The 23736-nt window shown below is 57.3% G+C and carries 20 protein-coding genes; 8 read left to right on the forward strand and 12 right to left on the reverse strand.

All coding sequences use genetic code 11. From position 1 onward, the window contains the following. Window positions 1-16: 16 nt before the first annotated feature. The 3 genes from DSM3645_RS23165 to DSM3645_RS23175 form a co-directional block, all read right to left on the reverse strand. Entirely contained in the window at window positions 17-409 is a 393-nt protein-coding gene (locus DSM3645_RS23165) for a hypothetical protein (protein ID WP_002655047.1), read from the reverse strand. Window positions 410-428: 19 nt separating this feature from the next. Then, on the reverse strand, window positions 429-1376 hold the full coding sequence (locus tag DSM3645_RS23170; protein WP_002655048.1) for a DUF1559 domain-containing protein: 948 nt from the start codon (window positions 1374-1376) through the stop codon (window positions 429-431). 942 nt (window positions 1377-2318) lie between these two features. Then, on the reverse strand, window positions 2319-2801 hold the full coding sequence (locus tag DSM3645_RS23175; protein ID WP_002655050.1) for a division/cell wall cluster transcriptional repressor MraZ: 483 nt from the start codon (window positions 2799-2801) through the stop codon (window positions 2319-2321). A gap of 347 nt (window positions 2802-3148) precedes the next feature. On the opposite strand from DSM3645_RS23175, the gene DSM3645_RS23180 reads away from it, so the two are divergent. The 6 genes from DSM3645_RS23180 to DSM3645_RS23205 all read left to right on the forward strand — a co-directional run bounded on the left by DSM3645_RS23180 (window position 3149) and on the right by DSM3645_RS23205 (window position 8105). Then, complete coding sequence (locus DSM3645_RS23180) at window positions 3149-4411, forward strand: beta-ketoacyl-[acyl-carrier-protein] synthase family protein (RefSeq protein ID WP_040352956.1); 1263 nt, start codon at window positions 3149-3151, stop codon at window positions 4409-4411. 213 nt (window positions 4412-4624) lie between these two features. Next, the gene (locus DSM3645_RS23185; protein ID WP_002655052.1) at window positions 4625-5188 is read left to right on the forward strand and encodes a type 1 glutamine amidotransferase domain-containing protein; all 564 of its coding nucleotides are present in this window, start codon (window positions 4625-4627) and stop codon (window positions 5186-5188) included. Window positions 5189-5217: 29 nt separating this feature from the next. Further along, window positions 5218-5760: a hypothetical protein gene (locus DSM3645_RS23190; RefSeq protein ID WP_237564917.1), complete on the forward strand. Its 543-nt coding sequence runs from the start codon at window positions 5218-5220 to the stop codon at window positions 5758-5760. 373 nt (window positions 5761-6133) lie between these two features. Continuing rightward, window positions 6134-7024: a DUF1559 domain-containing protein gene (locus DSM3645_RS23195; protein ID WP_002655054.1), complete on the forward strand. Its 891-nt coding sequence runs from the start codon at window positions 6134-6136 to the stop codon at window positions 7022-7024. Between the two features lie 58 nt (window positions 7025-7082). Continuing rightward, a complete protein-coding gene (locus DSM3645_RS23200; protein WP_040352958.1) occupies window positions 7083-7514 on the forward strand; it encodes a hypothetical protein in 432 nt (143 codons plus the stop codon). A gap of 144 nt (window positions 7515-7658) precedes the next feature. Then, window positions 7659-8105, forward strand: a complete 447-nt coding sequence (locus DSM3645_RS23205; protein ID WP_050769491.1) for a hypothetical protein — start codon at window positions 7659-7661, stop codon at window positions 8103-8105. 48 nt (window positions 8106-8153) lie between these two features. Here the strand turns inward: DSM3645_RS23205 and DSM3645_RS23210 are convergent, their stop codons facing one another. From DSM3645_RS23210 to DSM3645_RS23250, 9 genes are all read right to left on the reverse strand, one after another. Continuing rightward, a complete protein-coding gene (locus DSM3645_RS23210) occupies window positions 8154-9092 on the reverse strand; it encodes a diguanylate cyclase (protein ID WP_002655057.1) in 939 nt (312 codons plus the stop codon). A 208-nt stretch (window positions 9093-9300) separates the two neighbouring features. Next, window positions 9301-9999 carry a 2OG-Fe(II) oxygenase gene (locus tag DSM3645_RS23215; RefSeq protein ID WP_002655058.1) on the reverse strand — a complete coding sequence of 233 codons (699 nt, stop codon included), beginning with the start codon at window positions 9997-9999 and terminating at the stop codon, window positions 9301-9303. Window positions 10000-10060: 61 nt separating this feature from the next. Next, window positions 10061-11488, reverse strand: a complete 1428-nt coding sequence (locus tag DSM3645_RS23220) for a DUF1501 domain-containing protein (protein WP_002655059.1) — start codon at window positions 11486-11488, stop codon at window positions 10061-10063. Between the two features lie 4 nt (window positions 11489-11492). Next, window positions 11493-14642 (reverse strand): DUF1553 domain-containing protein, encoded by a 3150-nt coding sequence (locus DSM3645_RS23225; protein WP_081444986.1) that lies wholly within the window; start codon window positions 14640-14642, stop codon window positions 11493-11495. A gap of 90 nt (window positions 14643-14732) precedes the next feature. Further along, window positions 14733-16076, reverse strand: coding sequence for a DUF1552 domain-containing protein (locus DSM3645_RS23230; protein WP_002655061.1), 1344 nt, complete (start codon window positions 16074-16076; stop codon window positions 14733-14735). A gap of 17 nt (window positions 16077-16093) precedes the next feature. Further along, window positions 16094-18358 carry a DUF1592 domain-containing protein gene (locus DSM3645_RS23235; protein WP_002655062.1) on the reverse strand — a complete coding sequence of 755 codons (2265 nt, stop codon included), beginning with the start codon at window positions 18356-18358 and terminating at the stop codon, window positions 16094-16096. 274 nt (window positions 18359-18632) lie between these two features. Further along, entirely contained in the window at window positions 18633-19802 is a 1170-nt protein-coding gene (locus tag DSM3645_RS23240; protein WP_002655063.1) for a DegT/DnrJ/EryC1/StrS family aminotransferase, read from the reverse strand. A 129-nt stretch (window positions 19803-19931) separates the two neighbouring features. Then, window positions 19932-20441, reverse strand: a complete 510-nt coding sequence (locus DSM3645_RS23245; protein WP_002655064.1) for a GNAT family N-acetyltransferase — start codon at window positions 20439-20441, stop codon at window positions 19932-19934. A 31-nt stretch (window positions 20442-20472) separates the two neighbouring features. After that, the gene (locus DSM3645_RS23250; RefSeq protein WP_040353273.1) at window positions 20473-21249 is read right to left on the reverse strand and encodes an inositol monophosphatase family protein; all 777 of its coding nucleotides are present in this window, start codon (window positions 21247-21249) and stop codon (window positions 20473-20475) included. A 328-nt stretch (window positions 21250-21577) separates the two neighbouring features. Here DSM3645_RS23250 and DSM3645_RS23255 point away from each other — a divergent pair, with 328 nt between their 5' ends. Continuing rightward, window positions 21578-22234, forward strand: coding sequence for a hypothetical protein (locus DSM3645_RS23255; RefSeq protein WP_002655066.1), 657 nt, complete (start codon window positions 21578-21580; stop codon window positions 22232-22234). 101 nt (window positions 22235-22335) lie between these two features. Beyond that, window positions 22336-23625 carry a glucuronate isomerase gene (locus DSM3645_RS23260; RefSeq protein ID WP_002655067.1) on the forward strand — a complete coding sequence of 430 codons (1290 nt, stop codon included), beginning with the start codon at window positions 22336-22338 and terminating at the stop codon, window positions 23623-23625. Window positions 23626-23736: the final 111 nt, after the last annotated feature.

Below are 23736 nucleotides of genomic sequence, written 5' to 3' on the forward strand. Positions count from 1 at the left end.
GCTCGACGTGTTCGTCTTACTTTTTGGAGACGTCGAAGTCGACTTCCGTACCGTCGGCCGGGATATTGACTTCCGTGCGGTACGCTGGAAATAGGGCATTGCCCGGACTGTTCGCTCCCGGTTCGGCCGTGGGGTCTACTTTTCCATCGTAGCCGCGAATTGTGACGGAGTATTCTCCTCCCACAATTCCCTTTCCTGACGGCGTTGCATAGCGACCATCGGTAATTTTGCCAATGGTCCCCGGTCCCGAATTCCCTTTGGCGGAGTTCGGTTCCAAGATGATGTCTCCGCGCGGAATCGGCTGCCCCTCAAAGGTCGCATCGCCGCGTAGCGGGTCGCCGTAGCCTGAGCTTCCGCCACACCCCACAGCGCCGACGATCAGCAAACTAGCAAGCAAGATAAATCGCATGGTTCACTCCTTCGAAGGATTAAGGCGAGTAGCCGCCGATGGGCAGTCCGTCGGAACGCTTGGATAGGTTTTGCGAGATCGTAAGATCGGTCGTTTCGGCCAGAAAATGTACCGATCCATCGTTGAACAAGAATTGCGCCCCGCCGGGATGATCGCTGCGAAACGCGCTGGTGAAGCTTTCCCAACTGCCGGACGGATTGGCGTTCAGTTGGTAACGGAATCCGGTCAAACAGACAGGCAACCCGTTGCTATCGTTCTTACCGCTGGCCGCCCAGGAAAAACCGACGGAGTCGTGCGGATGGTTGTTTTCGCCGACAACCATGACATTCGACGTTCCGTCGGTAATGTCAGCAAACCGAGTCCTCGAATTCACATAAAGCGTGCCGTTGGTGTAAAAACGACGCACGTTCGACGAATGTCCCTGGCACGAGGAATCGCTATCGGGACCTCCTCCTTGCACGCCGCGATAGCTAGCTCGCAGCTCATTCTCCAAAATCTTCGCGTCGGAAGGACACTGGTAGCCTTCCATTGGAACCAGAACATCCTTATTGGGACTCGGCACATCTTGACCGCCGGGATCGAAGAACCGTTGCTGGTAGACATTTCCATCCCAGGCGAATTGGTCATACATGTTTTGCTGCTCGATAAACGGCAGCAATAGGACGGTCCAAGGGGCATGACCGCCGTGAACCGGCGTGCTCATACTGTCGCACCAATTACTCGCGCTGTAATTGATGTCGGTCTTGGCAGAGATATATCCGGCAGGAAAACTACCGAGAGTATCGTGATAGTTGTGCAGCGCGATACCCATCTGCTTCAAATTGTTGCTACAGCTCATACGCCGCGCCGCCTCTCGCGCTTGCTGCACCGCCGGCAACAACAAGGCGATCAAGACGCCGATAATAGCGATCACTACCAATAGCTCGACCAGAGTGAACCCCTGGCGGAAGCGAGTGTGAAGTTTCATAGGACAGCTCATGACTATGGGGGGGGCGGATCCAGTAAAAGGGGACGATAACAACGACCACCAACACAAATTGATACATTATTCCCCCAATTACGACTACACACTTAAGCAACACAAAGGCGTTTTAATACGGGTTTTATGGCAATCCTGACGGCACATCTCAATTCAAACATGTTTTATTTCGATATTTTGATCGAAAGCGGTAAGCACAGAGATCTCACTGCCGTTGGCGCCTGCCGAGGATCAGAAGCGGAGTGGAGGATCTTGCGACTTTTGACATGCGCAGGTTAGCGGTGATCGCTTCTCCTAAGATTTGTCTCTTCACAAAGCACACGCCGTCGTGGTCGACTTCCTGCAGTGCGCGAGAATCACGATTGGCTCCCAGCTCGGCGATGGAGCCAAAAAATTAGCCAAGCTGGCCCATCAAATGCGATTCTGAATATTTGTGACATCGGTCACTTCAGCGCGAAAGCAATCCCCAAGCGACTCCCTACGATAGAGTGCGCCAAAATACCGAGACGAGGGAACAAGATCGTCCCTCGAGAACCTAGAAAGCCAACGCTCTGGCGACGGACAACAGCCGGGCAAATGTCAAATGCCGATCCCTGGACAAAAAAACGATCGGTCCAGTCCAGTCCAAGCGGGCCGCTCAGCCATTTGAAATGGAGACCCTATTCACTCGACTTGCGGATTTTGAGATGAAGACGTTGGAGAACAGATCTTTCGTAGCTGGCTGCGCATAAAAAAAGCCGCTGAATCCAGGGGACTAATCTGGATTCAACGGCCGCTTATCGGTGCTGCATCGACTAAAAGCTCGGCTTCCATGCCGAAAGTGCCATCCTTGGATGTGTCTTGCCATCAATCTAAGGTGCGCTGTGGACTAAACAGCTTTCTCAGTTGACGTTCAGTCGATACGTTTCACCGGGGGTACGTGTGTATGGTTTAGCTCGACAGGGTATCGAGAAGTCCGCCGAACTCAGGCATCTGCTGCTCTAGGTTCGCCAGCCAAGCGTCGGTTCGCCAAATCTCTACGCAAATAGCGGCGCCCACGATCAGCACTTCTCCGCCTGCTTCAACTCCTAAAAACTCGCGAAATCCTTCCGGAATCAGCATCCGCTGCTTCGCCGCCAGCTGCACGTTGCGATGGCGAGTCGATAACAAGCGACCCAGCATCTGCACGTCGGCGGTGCGTCCTTCTAACCGGCCTGCGTTGATCTTGGCTTTCACCAAGTTGACCCCTGCATCGAGCTTGGCTTTCCAGTGAGTGGAGTTCCACAAACTGAGACAGCCGGGTCGCTCTTTGACCAGGATCAGGTCGGTCGAATTCTCGCACAGCGGTTCGGCCAATTCGGTCGGAATCGACAAACGGAATCGTTCGTCAATCTTGCGATTGAATTCCCCCAGGATGAAGTCTGCGCTGGCCATATCTGTCGCGGAGATCCCCAACAGTTGTGCGGGCGGAGCCTAAATCCGATTACGGGCTAATTTCCCACAAGATTGTCTAAAGTTTTTACTTAGTGGGCTCAAATCCCACGACTCGAAGTTTAGCGGATCCCGCTTGAATCGCAAGCGCCGCGGGTAAAGTTTTCCACAAATTGCGACTGACCGCGGCAAAGTGGGTCGAAATCCCACATTGCCGCTGCAGCAGTAAGCCGCGTCAGAAATTGGTGTGGAGGTAGATCGCAAATTTTCGTACTCTTCGCCCCGCTCCAACGTCCACCGCTATCCAGCCGTCGTCCTGTCCGGAATTCGTCGTCCTTTTGGTTCACTCCGTGATTTCGCATCTCCCTACAGAACCTGTCGTCATTACCGGGATCGGCATGATCACTTCGGTCGGCCAGGACCGTGAGTCGACATGGCGCGCGGTGCAGCGCGGAGAATGCGGCATCCGTCGAATGACGGGGCTGACGCCGCTCCCAGACAACATGGTTCTGGGTGCTCCGGTCGACTTGCCGAACATGAGTCGCGACATCATGAAGCCGATGTTGTTGAACAACATTACGGCGGAAGAAGCGATCCTCGATTCCCAAATCGATCTGACCGATGTTGACCTGGAACGCTTTGGTTGCGCCATCAGCGGTCATATGGGAGACGCCGCCGGACGTAGCGTGATCGAAGACCGCCCCGTCAACTGGATCACCACCGGCGTGAACTGGTGGAATCAGCTTTACCCGAACACTTCGTGCGGACAGATCGCCAATCGCTACGGTTTGATGGGCCCGCGCATTTGCCATTCGACCGCTTGCGCCAGCGGGCTGGTCGATATGATGAGCGCCGTCCGCGCCATTCGCGACAATCAATGCGACATCGCGTTGGTCGGCAGCGGAGAATCGATCGATCCACTCTTCGCCGCCGGATTCCGCAGCATGCGGGTGCTCTCGGATAGCGACGATCCGAAAAACTCGTGCCGTCCTTTCGACAAGCAGCGCAATGGGTTTGTGATGGGAGAAGGCTCGGCGATGTTCGTGATCGAACGCCTAAGCCATGCCGTCGCTCGCGGCGCCAAAATCTATGCCGAGATCCTCGGTTGCCGCTGCCTTTCGGAAGCGCATCACGTGACGGGGCTCGATATGGAAAGCATCGCGCTGGAGCGATTGATTACCGACACGATGCGGGTCAGCGATTTGAGCCCGCGTGATATTGAATACATCAACTGCCACGGAACCGGCACCAAGCAGAACGACATCAACGAAATCCGCGGCATTCGCGCCGCGTTTGGGATACAAGCGCAGCGGACTTGCGTCAGCAGCTTGAAATCGATGTTAGGCCATCTGGTCAACGCTTCGGGCAGCGTCGAGCTGGCGCTGACCACGCTGGCGCTGCGGGACGGCTTTGTCCCGCCGACGTCGAACCTGCGAAATCCGGATCCCGAGTGCGATCTCGACTGCATTCCTCAAGTGGGACGACACCTGAAGGCGCAGCATGCGATGAAGCTTTCGGTCGCTTTCGGCGGGCATTTGGTCGCCGTTGCGATTCGCCGCTGGAACGACGCCGCATCGGGCTACGGTTATCCCGAACTTCTCCGAGCTGCGTGACGCCTTCTTCCTGGTCGTCTTTCGACCAGTTTGGACGTGAAGAGACCGTAAAACGGCCCTTTGATCGGTCGAATTAGCGGCTTACGACTTTTCTGGATGTTGGCATGCTGTCTGCACTTGTCGCTTCGATACTGCGGGCTCACTTATTATGCGTCGTCGGCGACCAGCCGATTAGCGACGCCCATGGAAAGGCCAATCGAATGGAGAGGCAGCATGTCCGACTCGTTGAAGGGAAAACGAATCGCAATTCTCGCAACCGACGGTTTCGAACAAGTGGAATTGACCCAGCCGATGGAAGCCCTCCGAGCAGCGGGAGCCGATGTCGAATTGATTTCGCCGACCTTGGACAGTATTCAAGGGATGCATCACGATCAGCCGGGAGAGAAGTTCTCAGTCGATTACGCGATCGATCAAGTTGATTCAGGTCGCTACGACGGATTAGTTCTGCCAGGCGGAGTCGCCAACCCAGACTCACTGCGCACCGATCCGCGCTGCATCGAGTTCATCCGCGACTTCTTCGAGCAGCACAAACCGGTCGCGGCGATCTGCCACGGTCCTTGGACCCTGATCGAAGCTGATGTGGTGCGAGGCCGAAAGGTCACCTCGTGGCCCAGCCTGCGAACGGATCTACTGAACGCCGGCGCTGAGTGGCTTGATCAAGAATGCGTGGTCGACGATGGTCTGATAACCAGTCGCAAACCGGACGACCTGCCGGTCTTCTGCGGCAAGTTGATCGAAGAGTTCATCGGCGGTCATCCGGTTGGGCAAACGGCGTAAGCTTCGGCTCGACGCTACTACTCGCTGATTTGTCGGTTAAAATAACCGGCTTGAACCTACAGCCGATACTCTCCGAAGTTCTCCGCGAATATCAGATGTCGCTGCGCGGCATTCATGGCGTGGCGCATTGGGCGCGGGTGCTTGAGAATGGTTTGTATTTGGCGGCTGAGACCGGCGCCGACGTCGCAATCGTTTCTCTCTTCGCTGTCTTGCACGACTCTCAACGTGTAGATGATGGTTATGATCCCGGTCATGGTCAGCGAGCCGCTGATTTTGCACGAAAGATGCGACCAAAACATATCGATATTTCCGATGATAACTTTGAGTTGCTCTACGAAGCATGCGCCGGACACACCCACGAGTTGACGCACGAGAACATCACCGTGCAAACCTGCTGGGACGCCGATCGGCTGGACCTGGGTCGCGTTGGTGTTACGCCGCATCCCAGCCGGCTTTGCACCGATTTCGCCAAACGCGCAGAGACGATCCACTGGGCCTTCGGCCGCTCGGCGCTGGGTGTCACTCCAGAGTGGGTGAAGGAGGAATGGGAAATCGATCTGCAACCGCAATGATATTCGAGCCAAACTATCAAGAATCTTCTGCTTGATTTCCGCGTGAAGAGTTCATGAAGTTTGGCCGCCGAAAACTCACCGGATCCAAGTTGCTGATCTATTTCGCCTGCCTCTTCCGATGAAGCCAAATGCGTTCCTGCGTGAAACAAGACGCCGCATTGCCCGATTTTTGAAGGGTTATCTCTCCGTTAAAAGCCGACGCGAGTGGGTCGCAGGCCGCCCCCCCCTAAAAGCGATTCGGTAACCGATAGGATTTCGCGTGCATTGAGCTCCCATCCCCTCGTGCCGACAATTGTGGAGAATTAAGGGCGCTTCGCCACAGCGCTTCCTTCCCACAAACCGTTACGCGGTTCCTTCCGCTGGAGTCTTACTCGTGAGCAAAAAACGGGGCTTTACCCTAGTCGAACTTTTGGTGGTGATCGCGATCATCGGTGTTTTAATCGCGCTGCTTTTGCCGGCAGTTCAACAGGCCCGCGAGTCGGCTCGTCGCTTGCAGTGCACCAACAACATGAAGCAGTTGGGCATTGCGATGCATAACTATCATGACGTCGCTCTGGCGCTGCCGATCGGCGTGATGCGGACCCCCGGCTTGAACGTAACGGTCAGCAACTCGACCTGGTTCCGTCGTATCTTGCCCTACATCGAGCAGGGCGCCATGTTTGACGCCTACGAGGAAAAGTCGAACTTCTATAGCGCCGCTCCTAATCGCGCGCTCAGTCAAACGGTAATTCCGATGATGCGCTGCCCTAGCGACATCGAAGCGGACTATTTCAATAGCGTCGTCCAGTACAATTATGCGGCGAACCTTGGGAATGGAAATCTGGACAAGAGCGACGCGAATGGCGCCCCGTTTTCTCCTGGGCCGTTTGATTTTTCGATCACCTACGATGGGTACGCCACCAAATTCGCGCGGATCACCGATGGCTTGTCGAACACGATGATGATGGGCGAGATCCGCGTCGGCGCCAAAGAAGGAGACTACCGTGGTCTGCTGCAATACGCTTACCTAACGCTAGTATCCGGTAATCTTCCCCCTAATACTTCGATTCCCGACGTGAGCGTCTATTGCGTCAGCACGCCCGATCAACCGTGTGCCGTGGGAACGAATTTCTCCTATCTGCTTTCGATGCGCAGCCGCCATCCAGGCGGCGCTCATGCGCTGCAGTGCGATGGTTCGGTTCGCTTTATCAGCAACAACATCGACATCAACTTGATTCGCGGCCTCAGCACGATGTCAGGCCAAGAAGTTCTGACAGGTCTCTAAAGACAACGACTTCCACTTGCGGATTCTGCTCGCGCGCCCTTTTTAGTTGGATACTGAAATGACATTCCCGTCTTCAATGAAGTTCATCGCAGTTGTCGCATTGACGCTGGTAGGCTGCATGGGAACGGCCAAAGATCCTTTCGGACGCCAGGCGATCGAGGGAACAATCACCCTGGATGGGCAACCCCTCGCAAGCGGCTCGATCGTCTTTATGCCGGAAGAACAAGGCCCCTTTGTCTCCGGCGCCGAGATCCATAAAGGCACGTTCTCGATGCCGCCGACGAACGGCCTACCGGCCGGACGCTACAAGGTTTCGATCACGTCCGTCGTTCCGCTTCCGGCGAGCGACGTGAAGTCCGCGGATGAGATGACGATGGACTTCCCCACCAAGTCGCTCGTTCCGGCGAAATACAACTCGCAGACAACACTGATCTCCGAAGTAAGCGACGAGTCGCAAAACGTCTTTACATTTGACTTGAAATCGAAATAGCCTGGATCGGTTGAGGCGAAAATGGCCCAGTCAAAATGAGGTGAAGTGGATCTAGGCTGGGGCCAGAGGGGGTCTACAATCAACAGCTCGCCGCCCCCTGCGGCGTCTCTCCTGATTGATAGCCCTTTGTGAAGCAAACGCCTCGTGACTTCATCCGCATCTCGTTTTCTACCGGCCGCCGCTCTGTTTGTTCGCGTTGCATTGGCCTCCTCGTTTTTGTCCGCCGTCGCCGATCGCTTGGGGATCTGGACGAAACTCGGCTCGAGCGAAGTCGCCTGGGGGAACATGAACAGCTTCCTCGCTTACACGCAGATGTTGCTGTGGTATCTGCCGTCGAGCGTGGCGAACATCGCCGGCTGGGCGGCGACTATTTTTGAGATCGCCATCGCGGCAGCGCTGCTGCTGGGCGTCGCGATTCGCCCTACGGCGATCGCCAGCGGCGCCCTGCTGTTGGTATTCGCCATCAGCATGACCATCAGCACCGGCGTTGAAGGGCCGCTTTCCTTCTCGGTTTGGACGGCCGCAGCGGCGTCGCTGTTGCTCGCGGCGATCGATCCCCAGTCGACCGGGCCTAGAATCTGGACTGCTTAGATTCGCCGGGGGAGGTCAACAGTCGCGCGACGGAAACCGGCGCCGTGATCAAGTGGCGCAAGTTTCTGATATTTCGCCGCAAATCAGCGTGCCGTCATGCGCCAGACAGCGGTCGCGGCCGCTATTTTTGGCGACATACAACGCTTCGTCAGCGCGATTTATAAGAGTTCGCAGATCATCGCCGGGCGCAACTTCCGCTACGCCGCCGCTGATGGTCAGTTGCATGTCATCGTGAATTCGGGCGCCGCACCGTTCGCCGATTTTGGCCCGCGCTCGATGGGACACCTTCAGCGCTTCGGCCAGTTGCGTCGCCACAAAAATGACGGCGAATTCTTCTCCCCCCAATCGCGTCACCATATCGGTGGCGCGCACTTCGTTGTAAAGACTTTCAGAGAGGACGCGCAACGTCTTGTCGCCCACATCATGCCCCCATTGATCGTTGATCTTTTTGAAGTGATCAATGTCAAAGATCGTCAAGCAGAACGGAACATCGTGTCGCTGATATTCGTGAATCCGGCGATCCATTTCACGTTCGAACGCGCGACGATTACCGATGCCGGTCAACGCGTCAGTCATCGCTTGCGATTGCGCCGTTAACAAATGCTGCTGGCGCGTGATCGAATGCCGAATCGCGCGGGTCAACAGCGGGCCGCGCAGGCGTTGTTTTGAGAGATATTCTTGTGCTCCGTGACGTATCGCCTCGAGAGCGTCTGTATCATCGTCATCGGCGGTCAGCACGATAATTGTCGCTGTCGGCGCCGCTTCCCTCAAGCGGGTCACATTCGCCAAACCGCTGCAATCGGGTAGTCCCATGTCGACGATCAAGACGTCGTAGCCGTGGTCATGCGTCGCCGCAATCGCGTCACTGAGCGTGCCCACGTGATCGACCGAGACCCGAATTTCCGAGCAAGCCTTCAAATGAAATTGAATAATCCGGGCGTCGGCGTCATTGTCTTCGACCAACAGCAAGCGAATTGAATTGTTCATAAGAATATTCCGCCCCTGAAACATCGTCGGCTGCGCCCCATGTCGCCGCCGAACCTCAAAACGTCGTGATATTCCAAAACTTACGTTAGTACTGGGGTGATTCGCCGGTTTCTCGGCGATTGCGACAATCCGCGTGCCTGAATCGCAGATCGCTCTCGCTACAACCGTTAAGAGCCGTTTCATTCCGACTAGATGAGCGACGTCTCTGCTACGCCGCGTCGTGAAAGATGACGCCCAGCGTATGTCGGCGCCCGGTCCGCAATCGACTGACTCCATGCCGCATCAGGACCCGCTTAAAACCGCTGTCGTTCGGCACTGGACGCTCGCGAACAGGGAAGATGACTCCTTGCCCTTGCTGCAACGGAACGACCTCGGCTCGCACCTGATCTGGCTCGCGCTGCTCCGTCAAGACAAACTCGCCGCCGTCAAAATCAACGCCAGGGCGATCTAACAGAATCGCAACTTGCAGCGGAAAAACATGCTCGCCATAGACATCCTGGTGCAAACAATTAAAGTCATCGGACTCGTATCGCAGCAGTAGCGGCGTCGGCTTCAGCTGGCCTGCACGATGACAGCGTTCTAAAAACTGGGCGTGCGTTTCAGGGAATTGCACGTCCGTTTTGAGCGTTTCGTTCCAACGATTCGCAATTGCGGCCAAGCCGGGATAGAGCGTCGTGCGCAGCTCGACAATTCGCGCCGGCAAGGGATCGGCGAAATACTTGTATTGCCCCTGGCCGTAACCATGCTGCTGCATGATCACATGCTTGCGAAACAGCGATTCGGCTTCGAACAAGGCGATTTGCGCCGCACATTCGTCCGGCGTCAACAGATCGATGATCGCGCAGCCATACGCGTCAAGTTGGTCGCCGATTGAAGTCCAATCAAGTTGCGGTTCGCCTGTCGTCATTGTGAGCTCGCACGCAGTCCAAGGCCATCGTAGGGTCCGCTTTGCGGACCGACAATTTCTTCTACCGCAAGATATCCTTCACCACGCCGCCAGCGATATCGGTCAAACGAAAATCTCGGCCTTGGTAGCGGTAGGTCAAGTCCAAGTGGTTGACCCCCAACTGATGCAAGATGGTTGCGTTCAGATCGTGGATGTGGACGGGGTTTTCGACGACGTTGTAGCCGAACTCGTCGGTCCTACCGTATTGAATACCTGGACGTACGCCGCCGCCGGCCATCCAGATAGTAAAGCAGCGAGGATGATGGTCGCGGCCATAATCGTCCGCGGTCAACTCTCCCTGGCAGTAGGCGGTGCGGCCAAACTCGCCTCCCCAGACGACCAGCGTGTCGTCGAGCATTCCTCGATTTTTTAGGTCCGTCACCAGCGCTGCCGAAGCCTGATCAACATCGCGGCATTGTCGCGACAAATCGCGAGGCAAGTGCAGATGCTGATCCCAACCGCGATGATAAAGTTGAATGAAGCGAACGTCGCGCTCCGCCAAGCGGCGAGCCAGCAAACAGTTCGCGGCGAACGTGCCTGGCTCCCGCGCTTCTTCCCCATACATTGCGAAGGTTGACTCCGGTTCGTCCCGAAAGTCAACCAGTTCCGGCGCCGAGGATTGCATGCGGTAGGCGAGTTCATACTGGGCGATGCGAGCTTCGATCTCGGGATCGGGAATGGACTTCGCTTCCAGACGATTCAGCTGGGCGACGGCGTCGATCATCTGACGCCGCGACTTTCGCGTGACGCCGGCCGGATCGCCCAAGTAGAGAATCGGATCTCCAGCGCCGCGAAACTTGACCCCTTGTTGTTCAGCCGGCAGAAAGGCGCTGCCCCACAACTTGTCGGCCAACGGCTGCTGATTGCCCAAACTGCTGCCGCGCGAGATCAGGACGACGAACGCCGGCAGATCGGCGTTCTCGCTTCCCAAACCGTAGCTAACCCAAGAGCCAAGACTTGGCCGCCCCGGCTGTTGCGTGCCGGTTTGCAACAGCGTCATCGCCGGATCGTGATTGATCGCTTCGGTATGCAGCGAATGAATGAAGCAGACATCGTCGGCGATTTTCGCCATGTGCGGCACGACCGAACTCAGCCAGGCGCCGCTTTCCCCATATTGGGCGAAGGGGAACTTGCTGGGCGTCAGCGGAAACGTGGTTTGATCGGCCGTCATCCCGGTCAATCGCTGTCCGTCGCGAATGGACGCCGGCAGCTCTTCTCCCTGACGCTGGGTCAGCAGCGGCTTGTAGTCGAACAGATCGTGCTGCGATGGCGCGCCCGACTGACAGAGATAAATCACGCGCTTCGCTTTGGCGGCCGACTGTCGCACGGCGGCTTGCAGCGGAGACTCCGCCAGCGAAGCGAGCGCGGCCGCGCCGAGCGCTGAGCCGGCCTGACCGAAAAACATCCGGCGGCTGAGCAAGTTGGCGAGTTGTGGTTGCGGATTCTGCATTGGTTTAGTTGGCGTGAATCGCCTCGTCGAGGTTCATAATCGTGCTGACCACCATCGTCATCGCGGCCTGCGGAATCGCCGGCAAATCCGCCGCAGGCGATTCGCCGACGGATAGCAGTTCGGCCGCGGCCGCAGCGTGATCTTGATAGTGCGCCAACTGCGTCTGATATAGCTGTCGCAGCAGCGGTAATTCCTCTTTGGTCGGTTCCCGTGAAATCACGTCGACGAACGAGGCGATAATTTGCCGATCGACATCTTCGCTCGCTTGCATCACCTTCGCCGCCAACACGCGTGCGGCTTCGACAAACGTCGGGTCATTCATCAAGACCAACGCCTGCTGCGGCGTGTTGGTCTGACTGCGGGTCAGCGTGCAGAACTCGCGATTCGGCGCGTCAAACGCCGACAGGTTAGGCGGCGGTGACGAACGCTTCCAGAATGTGTAGAGACTGCGGCGATACAAGCGATCGTCATGATCTTGGGCGTAGCGCTGCGCGGTGAAATCGCGACCGTACGAGATCGCTTCCCACAGCCCCGGCGGCTGATAAGGACGAACGCTCGGGCCTCCCAACTGCTCGCTTAACAGACCGCTCGACGCTAGCGCCGCGTCACGCAACTGTTCGGCGGTCAGTCGCATCCGCGGGCCGCGGGCGAGCCATTGATTGGTCGGATCGGCCTGCCATCTGGCCGAACTGACCGCGCTCGTCTGTCGATAGGTCGCCGACATCACGATCTGCTTCAGCAGCCGTTTCACGTCCCAACCGCTGCCGCGAAAATCGGCGGCCAGATAGTCGAGCAGTTCGGGATGCGTCGGCGGTTGACTGCGCAGGCCGAAATCTTCCGGCGTCGCGACCAGCGGCAAGCCAAACAGCAGGCGCCAATATCGATTCACGGCCACACGAGCCGTCAAAGGCTGGCGATCATCGACCAACCATTTCGCCAAAGCCAAGCGATCTGGCGTCTCGTCGGTCGGCAACGGAGGCAAACAAGTAAGGACATCCGCCGTGACCCGTTCGCCCGGCAGGTCGTAGCGACCACGCTGTAAAACATGCGCCGGTCGGCGATCCGCGCGCTCGCGCATCACCATGGTTTCCGGAAAGCTTTCGATCAAGCGTCGCCGCTGGCGAGCGAGCGATTCGTGTTGTTCGACTTGATCGGCGTATTTGACGTCTGATTTGCGCAAGTAGTAGTCGAGCAGCGTCACCTGCTCGGCCTTGCTGCGCTGGGCGGCCGGTTTGGCCAAGATTTCCCCGATCGGATCTCCTCCGCCGAGACGCTTCGCCTCGAGGGGGGCCAGTACTCGAGCGTAGATCCGCACGTCATCCAGCAAACCCCGAAAACCATCGGACGCGCCGGCGCGGGCGATTTGCAGACCGGAAACGTCGGGCCGCTCTTCGGCGACTTCCATCGAATCGACCAACTCGCTGGGAGATAGCGGCAGGGGAACGCCATCGCGATAGATCGTGACGCTCTTGCCGTCGACCACCAGCGTCACCTGCTGCCATTGGTTCTTGACGACGAGCTCCGCCGTGTGAAGACGGCGCTCAAATGTTTCGTAAACCAGCGCGCCGTGATCGAGCGCAAGCGTAAAGTCAGGCGCCGCCAACAAGATGGTTCGGCTTGCGGTGGTGGGATAGATCCAGAGCCCGATCGAGAACGCATCGCCCAGTTGGATCGGCTCGCTGGGCGTAATCAACGTTCGACCGTCGCACAGCAGCGCTTGATCCAACTTGCCCGCCAAAAAGAGCGTTTCCTCGTCATTCTCGCGTTGGATGCGCACCAGGTCGCTGGCGCCATCCAAGGAGAAGCGGGCCAGGCTATCCGCCGGGGGTTGCGCAGCGGCGGCGTCTTGTTCGGCCGAAGTTTCCCACGCGGCCAATGCTGACGTAGCGTGGTCGCGCGTATCCGCCAACGCGGCGTCGATGGCGCCAATTTGTTCATCCAGCAGCGTCAACCGTTGACGCTGCTCGTTGGTCGGACTGATCAACAGCGGCGCGGCGTTGCCGCGGCGGCCGTCGAGACCAAGATCGTCAACATTGTTAAAGAACGCGTAGAATTGGTAGTAGTCGCGCTGCGAAATCGGATCGTACTTGTGATCGTGACACTCGGCGCAGGCGAGCGTTAGCCCTAACCAGACGGTCGCGGTCGTGTTGGTTCGATCGGCCGCGTAAAAGTGGAGGTACTCGTCGGGGATGGCGCCCATCTCGTCGTTGATCGGATGATTGCGATTGAATCCGGTCGCCGTGATCTGATCGATGCTGGCGCTGGGCAGCAGATCGCCGGCAAGCTGCTCGATGGTGAATTGATCGAACGGCATGTTGGCGTTATAGGCGTCGATCACCCAATCGCGCCAGCGCCACATGCTGCGGTAGCTATCGATGTTGAATCCATGCGTATCGGCGTAACGCGCCAAGTCAAGCCAATGCCGCGCCATTTGCTCTCCGTACCGGGGTGAAGCGAGCAAGCGATCCACTACTCGCTCGTAGGCGTCTGGCTGGTCGTCGGCGAGAAAGTTGGCGATCTCCTTCTCCGTCGGCGGCAGACCCGTCAGCGCGAAGCTTACGCGGCGCAGCAACATCTCACGATCGGCGGGCGCAGCCGGCGAAAGATCATGTTCGGCCCAGTGCTGCGCGACTAGGCGATCGATCGGCTCATCGCTCCAGCCGGGGTAAGCAGCGGGAAGCTGCGGTTGGGTGATCGGTTGAAACGCCCAATGCCCGCTCCACACGGCGCCGGTATCGATCCAGCGCTTAATGGTCGTGATCTCTTCGAGCGACAGTGGTCCGCCGTGCTCCGCAGGAGGCATCTGCACATCCGGATCGCTTGAGACCAGACGACGATAGAGTTCGCTGTCGGCGGCGTCACCTGGTTGGACGATCGCCGGTCGGTCATCGCGGCGCTGAAACAACTGGGCCGGCTGATCCAGACGCAAGTCGGCCTGACGCTGTTGGGCGTCTGGTCCATGACAAGCGAAGCAATGCTGCGTCAGAATCGGCAGCACCTTGCTGCTGAAGTCGGTGCGTACTTCGGCCGGACTGTCGGCCAGGACGTAGTTCGTCCCGCACGCCGAAAGGGCGACAAAGGCAAGCTGGAAGAGCGACAGCTTCAACGGCAAACGCACATTTGGGGGAGAGAAGGTCGTGTCACCTTCTATCATATCGCCTAGGGGAAGAAGGCAAATGCGCAAAAACAGAGCGCGACCTGGGTCGCGCCCTGTTGTAACGATTTTGCCGGCGAAATGTGACGATTAGCCAAGATTGGTCAATCGTCCGTTCGAATCGCCGAAGCGATCGGTTTTGGCGCCCATGATATCGAGCATCGACACATAGAGATTGGTCAGCGGCGTATTTTTGTCATAGGTCAGGTGACGATCTGGTTTGATCGCTCCGCCGCCGCGGCCCGCCATGATGATCGGCAGGTCGTCATGGTTATGGCGATCGCCGTCGCCGATCCCGCTGCCATACATCACCATGCAGTTGTCCAGCAGCGTGCCGTCCCCTTCGCGAACCTTCTGCAGTTCTTTGACCAGGTAGGCGTATTGCGAGACGTGATAGGCGTCGATCTTGGCGATTTTTTCGAGCTTCTCTTTGTTGCGGCCATGATGCGAGAGCCCGTGATGACTATCTGGGACGCCGATATTGTTGTAAGTGCGGTTGCTGCCGGCGTTGGTGAACATGAAGGTCGAAACGCGCGTCATGTCCGTCCGGAAAGCCAGCACCATCATGTCCATCATCAAGCGGACATGCTCGCCGTAATCGGCCGGAACCCCTTTCGGACGAGGATAGTCAGGCACATCGACTTCCGTTCCGTCCAGCTTGATCGACTGCTGCACGCGGCGTTCGATCTCGCGTACGGCGTACAGGTATTCGTCCATTTTCCGCTGATCCGATTGGCCCAGCTTTTGATTCAAGCGCTTCGCGTCATCCATCACAAAGTCGAGAATGCTCTTCTTCCGCTTGTGACGCAGCGCGCGGTTTTCGGCCGACTCTTTGGCGTTCTCGTTGCCGAACAAGCGATCGAACGCGGCCTGCGGGTTGATTTCTTTCCCGACGTGCGACGAGGAATTGCGCCAAGCCATGTTCGACGTATAAACGCAGCTATAGCCAGAGTCGCACTTGCCGGCTTGGGCGCTTGGTTCGCAGCCGAGTTCGAGCGAAGGGAACTTTGTCGCGAAGCCGACCTGCGATGCGGCGAACTGGTCGACCGAGACGTCATTGCTGATGTCGGCGCCATCGGTCTTCTTCGGATGCGATCCGGTCAAAAACGAAGCGACGCTGCGAGCATGATCGCCGCCGCCGTCACCCAGTGCGAACGCGCCGCGGAGGGTAAGTCCGGTGAAAGCGGTCATCTCGGACTTGACGTCTTTCAGCGACGACAAGGTCGGGGACAACTGCCAATTGGCGCCTTCACCTTGCGGGCGCCACTGTTCGACGTTGACGCCGTTGGGAACGTAGAGGAACGCCATGCGCACCGGAGGTTTGCCGGTCGAAGCGGCGGCCGAAGCGATCGGCGCCATCTGTTCGAGCCAAGGCAGCGACAGCGCGGCGCCCATCCCGCGAAGCAGCGTGCGGCGTGAAATGCTGGTGTTCATATCGGACTCCCTCTCCGTTATTGCGTACGGCGCTTTTGAAAAGGATCGCTATGGACGATCGCTTTCACTAGCGCGGAGAAACGGTAATCGTTACGTTCCAATTCAGCTTGAATCGCATCGACCGCACACATGTCGTAGTATTCGACACCGCGGCCCAATGCGTAGGTCAGCATCTTTTCAGAAAACGTGCGAACGAATTCGTCACGATGATCTTTCAGGATAATCTGTCGCAGTCCTTTGGCGCCTTCAAATTGTACGCCGCCGGGCAACTCTCCCTTGGCGTCGATCTTTTGACCTTCGTCCTTGGTACGGAAAGCGCCGACCGCGTCAAAGTTCTCCAACGAGAACCCAATCGGGTCCATCCGCGAATGGCAAGATGCGCAGCTCGGATTGGCCATATGTTGCGCCATCCGCTGACGCAGCGTGCCGGTCAGCTCTTTTTGCCCTTCCAAAGTCGGCACATCGGCCGGAGGATCCGGCGGCGGCGTTCCTAGAATGTTTTCTAATACCCATTTACCCCGCTTTACCGGAGAAGTACGCGTCGGATGGGACGTCACCGTCAACACGCTGGCCTGGGTCAAAATGCCGCCGCGACCTTTATCGGCGAGCGAAACCTTGCGGAATTCGTCCCCTTTGACGTCTTTGACGCCGTAGTGTTTGGCGAGCGATTCGTTGAGGTACGAGTAGTCGGCGGCGATCAAATCCAAGATGCTGCGATCTTCCTGCACGATCGACGCGACAAACAGCTCGGTCTCGCGGCGCATGTCTTGAGCCATCTGCGACGTGAACGAGCGAAATTGGCGTCGATCCGGTTTCGCCGATTCCAAATTGCGTAGTTGCAACCATTGGCCGGCGAAGTTTTCGATCAAAGCCGAACTCTTCGGCGATTTCATCATCCGCCCGATTTGTTGATCCAACTGCGACCGCAACTTCCCTTCGTAGGCCAGCGTCAGCAGTTGCTGATCGGGTGCGCTGCTCCAGAGGAAATAGGACAATCGCGATGCGAGCTCATACTCAGTAATCGCTCGGACCGGCTGCTTGCTCTCATCCATTTCGACCCGGTACAGGAAGTTGGGCGAACACAGGATGGCGATGACGCCGTCACGGATCGATTCTTCAAATTTTGCTCCATCGGCCTGCGAGCTGCTGACGAGCGCGTACAAGCGATTCACTTCGTCGGCCGTCGCTGGACGGCGGAAAGCGCGAGATGCGAAGCGGGTCAAATTGCGGCGAGCGGCGACTTCGGCCGTGATCCCCTCTTGGCCGGGATAGGCGACAAAGATCACCCGGTGCGATTCTGGAAAGTCTTCCGGCTTCACATCGGGAGGTCCGATCAGTTGGACGCTGTTGACCATCAAGTTGCGATCGCGACGCCGCGGATTGGAATTGTTCGGATCGTAAAAATCGTTGGTGAACGAGATTTCAAGCCGATGCTTGCCTTTGCTTAACCGCTTGGTGATCTCATAGCTCTTCTCTTTGCCCCGTTCCGCATCGACCGCAAAGTCTTTTTCGACATCGTCCACTTTAACGTGCATGTTGGGCAAGTCATCGCCGGCCCGAGTGCCGAAAGCGCTGATCGAAACTTTGTATTCGCCGGGCGCATCGACATGAAACTCGGTCTTGGCCACGTTATGCGAAGCGAAACTGATCCGATCGTCGCTCTTCGAGCCATCCTTCAGCTTGAAGTCTTTTAGCCGGTCGCTGTGAACCAGGCTCGCCGGATCGGTCACAATCGCTTTGTTGGCGATCGTTTCGGCGGCGTCATAATATTTCTCTAGCAGCAGCGGCGAGAGCGAGAGCACGTCGCCGATGTTGTCAAAACCGTAGCCGACGTCATCCGCCGGAAATTCTTCGGTCGCTTTGAACTCGATCCCCAGCAAGTCGCGAATCGTATTTTCGTATTCAACGCGGTTCAGACGGCGAATCGTCTCGCGACCGGGATCAACCGGCCCATCGCACGAATAGTCGGCCAGCGCGTTGCGAATCCAATCCAGGGTCTGCGCCAATTCTTCGGCCGAGGGCTGCGTCTCTTCCTTCGGCGGCATCGTCCCCGCCGCCAGCAGATCGAGCGTCTTTTGCCAGGTCTTGCGGCCGGTGGTCATCACCTGTTCGGCCGAATTGAACGAGGCCAGGTCGACGCCCGACTCGGCGAAATCGCCAGAATGGCAATCGGCGCAGTACTTCTTCAGAAACGGTTTGACGTGCTTGTCGAATTCCGCTTGATGACGTGCAGGCTCGGCCCATAGCGACGAACCGGCCGCTAGCAAGAGCGCAATCGACATGCAGAGCGAAGAAATTCGCAACGGTGGAATCCAAATGAAAGGCGGGAATTAGGCGTGGGAGCCGCGAGAAGCCGAAAGGTAGGCAGGAAAAGGCTTAACTCAGCTGTAGATTATACAAATCGGCGCTTGTTGCGTCCAACAAATATGCCGAATTGCCCATCATTTCTGATTTCCGCGCGTACGGCTGCAAAAATGCGCGGGATCAGGCGAACTTTGCGGGAAGTCGCCGCCAAAAGCGGGGGCGACTCTTTCGATTGGTTATCGCCAGCGCGGCTTAGGCGACCGCTTTCTTCTGGATCGTCGAGTAGAACTTATCCACCGTTTCGACCACGTATCGCTGTTCGGCGGCGGTCAATTCGGGGAAGATCGGCAGGCTCAGCACTTCCAACGCCGCTTTTTCGGTTTCGACTAGGCTGGCGTGCTCACTCATGCTGGCGAAGCAGGCTTGTTGATGCAGCGGGACCGGATAGTAAATCTCGCTACCGATTTTGTGATCAGCCAAGTGCTGTCGCAACGCATCGCGGCGTCCTTGCGGAACGCGGATCGTGTACTGATTCCAGGCATGCTTGTGGTCCGGATATTCGACCGGCAAGATCACGCACTCGTCCATGCCTGCCGCTTGGAACAGTTCGCCGTAGCGAGCCGCGTTTTCACGACGCATGTCGGTCCATTGGGCCAGCTTCGGCATCTTGACCAGTAACGTAGCGGCCTGGAACGTATCCAACCGACTGTTAATGCCGACCACCGAGTGGTAATAGCGGGGCTCCATTCCGTGACCACGATATAGTCGCAGCTTGGCCGCGAATTCTTCGTCGTTGGTCGTCATCATCCCGCCGTCTCCCATGCCGCCCAAGTTTTTGGTCGGGTAGAAGCTGAAGCAGCCGACATCGCCGATCGAGCCGACCGGTTGTCCGTCATATTCGGCCAAAATCGCCTGGCACGCATCTTCAATCACCCACAGATCGTGGGCCGCGGCGATCGCGTTGATCGCGGTCATGTCGGCGGCCTGGCCGAACAAATGAACCGGGATGATCGCTTTGGTGTTCGGAGTAACGACCGCGGCGATCGCGGCCGGATCGATATTGAACGTGACCGGGTCAATGTCGGCGAAGACCGGTTTGGCGCCCAATCGCCAGACGGCGCTAGCCGTTGCGAAAAAGGTGAAACTAGGGACGATCACTTCGTCGCCGGGACCGATATCGTAGGCCATTAGCGCCAGCAACAGCGCGTCGCTGCCCGAGGCGCAACTGACGCCGAATTTCGCCTGCGACGCTGCGGCGATCTGCTTTTCCAGTTCAAAGACTTCCGGGCCGAAAACAAATCGCCCAGAGTCGAGGACGTTTTCTAGCGCCGCGACAAATTCGGTCTGCAAAGGGGCATTGCCGCGGGCGACATCCAACAGCGGAACCGAGGCGGGACGGCCCGCCGATTCTTGAGCGCTCATCCTTGATTCTCCGTGCTTCCGTACTTCGGCCGATCGTTCGTCCAGTGAACAAGCGGGCCTGTCGCGAAAAGCTAGATGGAACCAGAAGAAAGGTCAAGATCAAGCGAACCGCTCGCTAGCAAACGCTTTTTAGACCGCCGATGCGAATTCTTGGCGATACTTGGCGATTCCCCCGTCGGCAATTGCGTCGTCGTTGTAAGAGATCATCATGAACGCCTCGTCGGGCACGCCGGCCAGTTCAGAACGGACGTTCCACTGCGACGCCGGCTGGAAACCAAATTTTGGATAGTAGTTGAAATCTCCCAGCACAATGACGAACAACGCGCCCGAATCACGCAACTGGGCGAGTCCGGTTTCGATCAATTGGGCGCCAACGCCGCGGCGCTGCGCTTTGGGCGATACTGACACCGGCGCAAGTCCCCAGCCGCGCACGACGCGTCCATTTTTTTCGATCGTCGCGGGTGTAAACAAGATCTGGCCGATAATCTGGCCATCCTCTTCGGCGACAAGTGACAGTTGGTCGCAGCCGCAATCGCGCAGCTGATCGACGATTTCGTTTTCGATCGCAGTTGGAAATGCGGCCAGCAGCAAAGCACGGATCGCCGGCACATCGTCCGACGTTTCAGGGCGAATAATCATAGGAGAGGGCTCCGAGTGGAGATCGCGAAGATCAGATTTGAATGGTTGCCTGCAATTGATCGTGTAACGCTTGGGTCGCCGCAGCGACAACTTTAGGTCGATTCCAGTCGAGCGGTTCTCCGCCCACGCCGCGAATGACGCCGCCCGCTTCTTCCACCAACAACACGCCGGCGGCTACATCCCAAATTTTAACGCTCGACGCCCAGTAAGCATCGAGATTTCCGGCGGCGACATAGGCGAGATTCAGCGCCGCCGATCCAAGTCGCCGCACCGCTTGGCAACGGACCAAGACTTCGATGAACTGCTGAATCTCGGGAGAGTCGCGATCGATCCCGGCGGCAAAGCTGGCGGCGACCAACGCACCTTCCAGATCGGTGATCTCACTAACTTGCAACTTGGCGCCGTTGCGCGTCGCTCCTTTGCCGCGCTGGGCCGCAAAACATTGATCATGGACTGGGTCATAAACGACGCCGACGATTACTTCGCCGCGATGCTGTAAAGCAAGGGATACCGAATAATTTGCTAGCCCATGAACGTAGTTGGTCGTCCCATCCAAGGGATCGGCGATCCAGCGGTACTCATATTGCGCAGAAGCGGCATTGGCCGGGTCTTCCTCTTCTCCCAAGAATCCGTGTTCAGGAAAATCGGCGAGGACAATTTTTTGGATCGCTTTTTGGGCTTCTACATCGGCCTCGGTGACCAGGTCAGCGCGCCCCTTCTCGCGGATCCGAAATTTCCCTTGCCAGTCGAGCAACACTTGTCCTGCAGCTCGGGCCGCCGTTTCGCAAGTCGTTAAATAATCAGGCATTTGGATCTCTTGGCTGATGGCTATTTTTGTCGCCTCTGCGGTCGCCGCCAGAGTCAATGATAGAAGATGCGATCGAATTGCGAACTACCTGCCGTCGTGACCAGCGGTGATCCAAAACTTTCGCCCAAGATTTTGGGAACCAAAAGGTGGACAACGGCGACTACTTTGGTATCATGACGAGTGGAAGAGCAGCCACCTAAGGCATCATAATTTTCATACGCCTCGCCCAATGGGCGCCATTCCGGCCTCTTCTCTGTTCCGGCCCCGTCACTCACCTTGGTGAGCGACGGGGTTTTTTTATTTCCCTCTCCTATTCAATCTCCACCCCATGCCCTCCGCATCTTCCTGGTCAACGTCGACGCCCTTTGAATACGAAGCCCCCTCCCTGCTGCTGGGAGTTACGCTGCCCGAGCAACTGGCCGTCGGTCTCTGCGATCTCGATTCAGGACGCAATTTCACGGTAAAAATTGACTTGGGAGACGCGAATGTCTCTGATTCGTACGTTCGCGAAGATGATCTCGTTTTCACGGGAGAAGATACGCCTGAGTCCCCGGTACGCACGCAAGCCTATATTCGTGCGCTGCCGGAAATATCGGCTTGCGAGCTGATTCTTTCGCGGCAAACGTCGCTGTTGGATCATGCGGCGCCGCTTGCGCTGCAATTTACGGGGAAGCAGATCTTTCGGCTGGCGGCTGGTCATTTGGTCCCTGCTCAATCGAATCTTGAGCCGCAAGAGGACTTGGCGCTAGCCGTCTATCTAGACGAAGAGACCGCGTGTTGCGTCCTCTTCTATCCTGGCGATGCGGACGAAATTGACGTCGAGCAAACGCATCTCACCGTCCGCGCGTTTACCCAATCGCTCGAAAAAGGAGTGATTCGCCGGGTTCGCGTGCAACTTTTCTTTTGCGCCATCGCCGAGCTAGAAACGACGTTGGCCGAGCGATACGCCGATTTCCGCCGGTCCGAACTACCACTAACGACATAGCCTATCCCCCCATCCCCAGTTTTTATGGGGGATGAAATGTGCGCCCCTTTCAGTTACGCTGAGATTTTTGTCTCCCCTTTCCTCAGCGAGCCGGCGCACCCATGTCGATCGAGTTGCGAAAACAGCTTTTTGAACAACTAGACCAAATCGCTCTGGTAGATCCCCATTCGCATATCAATCCGCTCAGTGCGGCGTCGACGACGCTGGCCGATATCTTGGGGTATCACTACTACACCGAGCTATCTCACTCGGCCGGCATGCCGAAAGATCAGATCGAAGAACCGGGTCTCGATCCGAAAGAAAAAGTGCGTCGGTTGGTCGAGAACTTCGGTCCGATCGAAAACACGATCCAGTACAGTTGGTTCATCGAGTTCGCCCAGAAGATGTTTGGGTTCGCCGACGATCGTCTAACAACCGACAACTGGGAAGCGCTGTACGACGCCGCCGCCGACAAAATGGCTGGCGACGACTGGGAAGAGACGGTCCTGCGCGAAAGCAAGTTGGAAGGAGTCTTCCTGACCAACGACTTTGACGACGCGCTGGAAGGTTTTGACACGTCGCGGTATATCCCCTGTCTGCGAACCGATGACCTGGTCTTTCATTTGTCCAAGTTGACGGTCGCTGAGCGACTGGAAAATGCGACCGGCATCTCGGTCAATGGTCGCGCTACGTTGGAAAGCGCGCTCGACAAACTGTTCGATCACTTCGTCAGCAAAAATGCGAAGGCCTGTGCGATCTCGCTGCCGCCTGATTTTGCTCCGCATTTTGTCAGCGAAAGCCGCGCCGACAAAGCGATCCAAAACATCTTGGGCAAAGGCTTGGAAGCCAATCCCAACGATCGCCATGCCGCGGCGAACTTCGTCTTTTGGTCGTTGGCCGAACGTTGTCGCCAGCACAAACTGCCGTTCGACTTGATGATCGGCGTCAATCGCGGCGTGTACGAAACCGGCGTCTATCAAGGGCAAGATCTGTACGACAGCCGCGTGTCGCTGATTCAGTATCGCCAACTCTTCAACGCATTCAGCGACGTCACCTTCCCGGTGTCGGTCTTGGCCAGCGTCACCAATCAAGAGCTGGTCAGCTACAGCTGGATCTTCCCCAATGTCGTCGCCAACGGTCACTGGTGGTACAGCAACACGCCGGCCTACATCGAACAAGACCTGGCCGCGCGGCTCGAAGCGATCCCGCAAACCAAGGTGATCGGCTACTACAGCGACATGTACAAGCTGGAATTCGGCATGCCCAAATTCGCGATGTTCAAACGGATCTTGGCCAAGGTCCTCGCCGAACGCTTTGTGATTGATCGCGGCTGGAGCGAACAGCGCGCGGTTGAACTGGGTCACACCGTGTTGCGCGGCAACGTCGAGACGATCTTTGGCGTGGGCGACTAGGAAGAAGAATCGAACACGGCAAGGCCGCGGATGAAGAGACGGCAAGAATGGCTGCGCTTGCCGTCCAATTCTCCTAGTCCCGACAGGGCCGTTCCCAACAGCCGAGGGCGT

It is taken from the genome of Blastopirellula marina DSM 3645, assembly GCF_000153105.1.
Classification (GTDB): domain Bacteria; phylum Planctomycetota; class Planctomycetia; order Pirellulales; family Pirellulaceae; genus Blastopirellula; species Blastopirellula marina.

Bases quoted from the DNA above. Each gene is read 5' to 3' on its own strand.
- DSM3645_RS23165 (WP_002655047.1), bottom strand. From the start codon at position 409: ATGCGATTTATCTTGCTTGCTAGTTTGCTGATCGTCGGCGCTGTGGGG.
- DSM3645_RS23170 (WP_002655048.1), bottom strand. From the start codon at position 1,376: ATGAAACTTCACACTCGCTTCCGCCAGGGGTTCACTCTGGTCGAGCTA.
- DSM3645_RS23175 (WP_002655050.1), bottom strand. From the start codon at position 2,801: ATGGCCAGCGCAGACTTCATCCTGGGGGAATTCAATCGCAAGATTGAC.
- DSM3645_RS23185 (WP_002655052.1), top strand. From the start codon at position 4,625: ATGTCCGACTCGTTGAAGGGAAAACGAATCGCAATTCTCGCAACCGAC.
- DSM3645_RS23200 (WP_040352958.1), top strand. From the start codon at position 7,083: ATGACATTCCCGTCTTCAATGAAGTTCATCGCAGTTGTCGCATTGACG.
- DSM3645_RS23210 (WP_002655057.1), bottom strand. From the start codon at position 9,092: ATGAACAATTCAATTCGCTTGCTGTTGGTCGAAGACAATGACGCCGAC.
- DSM3645_RS23215 (WP_002655058.1), bottom strand. From the start codon at position 9,999: ATGACGACAGGCGAACCGCAACTTGATTGGACTTCAATCGGCGACCAA.
- DSM3645_RS23220 (WP_002655059.1), bottom strand. From the start codon at position 11,488: ATGCAGAATCCGCAACCACAACTCGCCAACTTGCTCAGCCGCCGGATG.
- DSM3645_RS23225 (WP_081444986.1), bottom strand. From the start codon at position 14,642: ATGATAGAAGGTGACACGACCTTCTCTCCCCCAAATGTGCGTTTGCCG.
- DSM3645_RS23230 (WP_002655061.1), bottom strand. From the start codon at position 16,076: ATGAACACCAGCATTTCACGCCGCACGCTGCTTCGCGGGATGGGCGCC.
- DSM3645_RS23235 (WP_002655062.1), bottom strand. From the start codon at position 18,358: ATGTCGATTGCGCTCTTGCTAGCGGCCGGTTCGTCGCTATGGGCCGAG.
- DSM3645_RS23240 (WP_002655063.1), bottom strand. From the start codon at position 19,802: ATGAGCGCTCAAGAATCGGCGGGCCGTCCCGCCTCGGTTCCGCTGTTG.
- DSM3645_RS23245 (WP_002655064.1), bottom strand. From the start codon at position 20,441: ATGATTATTCGCCCTGAAACGTCGGACGATGTGCCGGCGATCCGTGCT.
- DSM3645_RS23250 (WP_040353273.1), bottom strand. From the start codon at position 21,249: ATGCCTGATTATTTAACGACTTGCGAAACGGCGGCCCGAGCTGCAGGA.
- DSM3645_RS23255 (WP_002655066.1), top strand. From the start codon at position 21,578: ATGCCCTCCGCATCTTCCTGGTCAACGTCGACGCCCTTTGAATACGAA.
- DSM3645_RS23260 (WP_002655067.1), top strand. From the start codon at position 22,336: ATGTCGATCGAGTTGCGAAAACAGCTTTTTGAACAACTAGACCAAATC.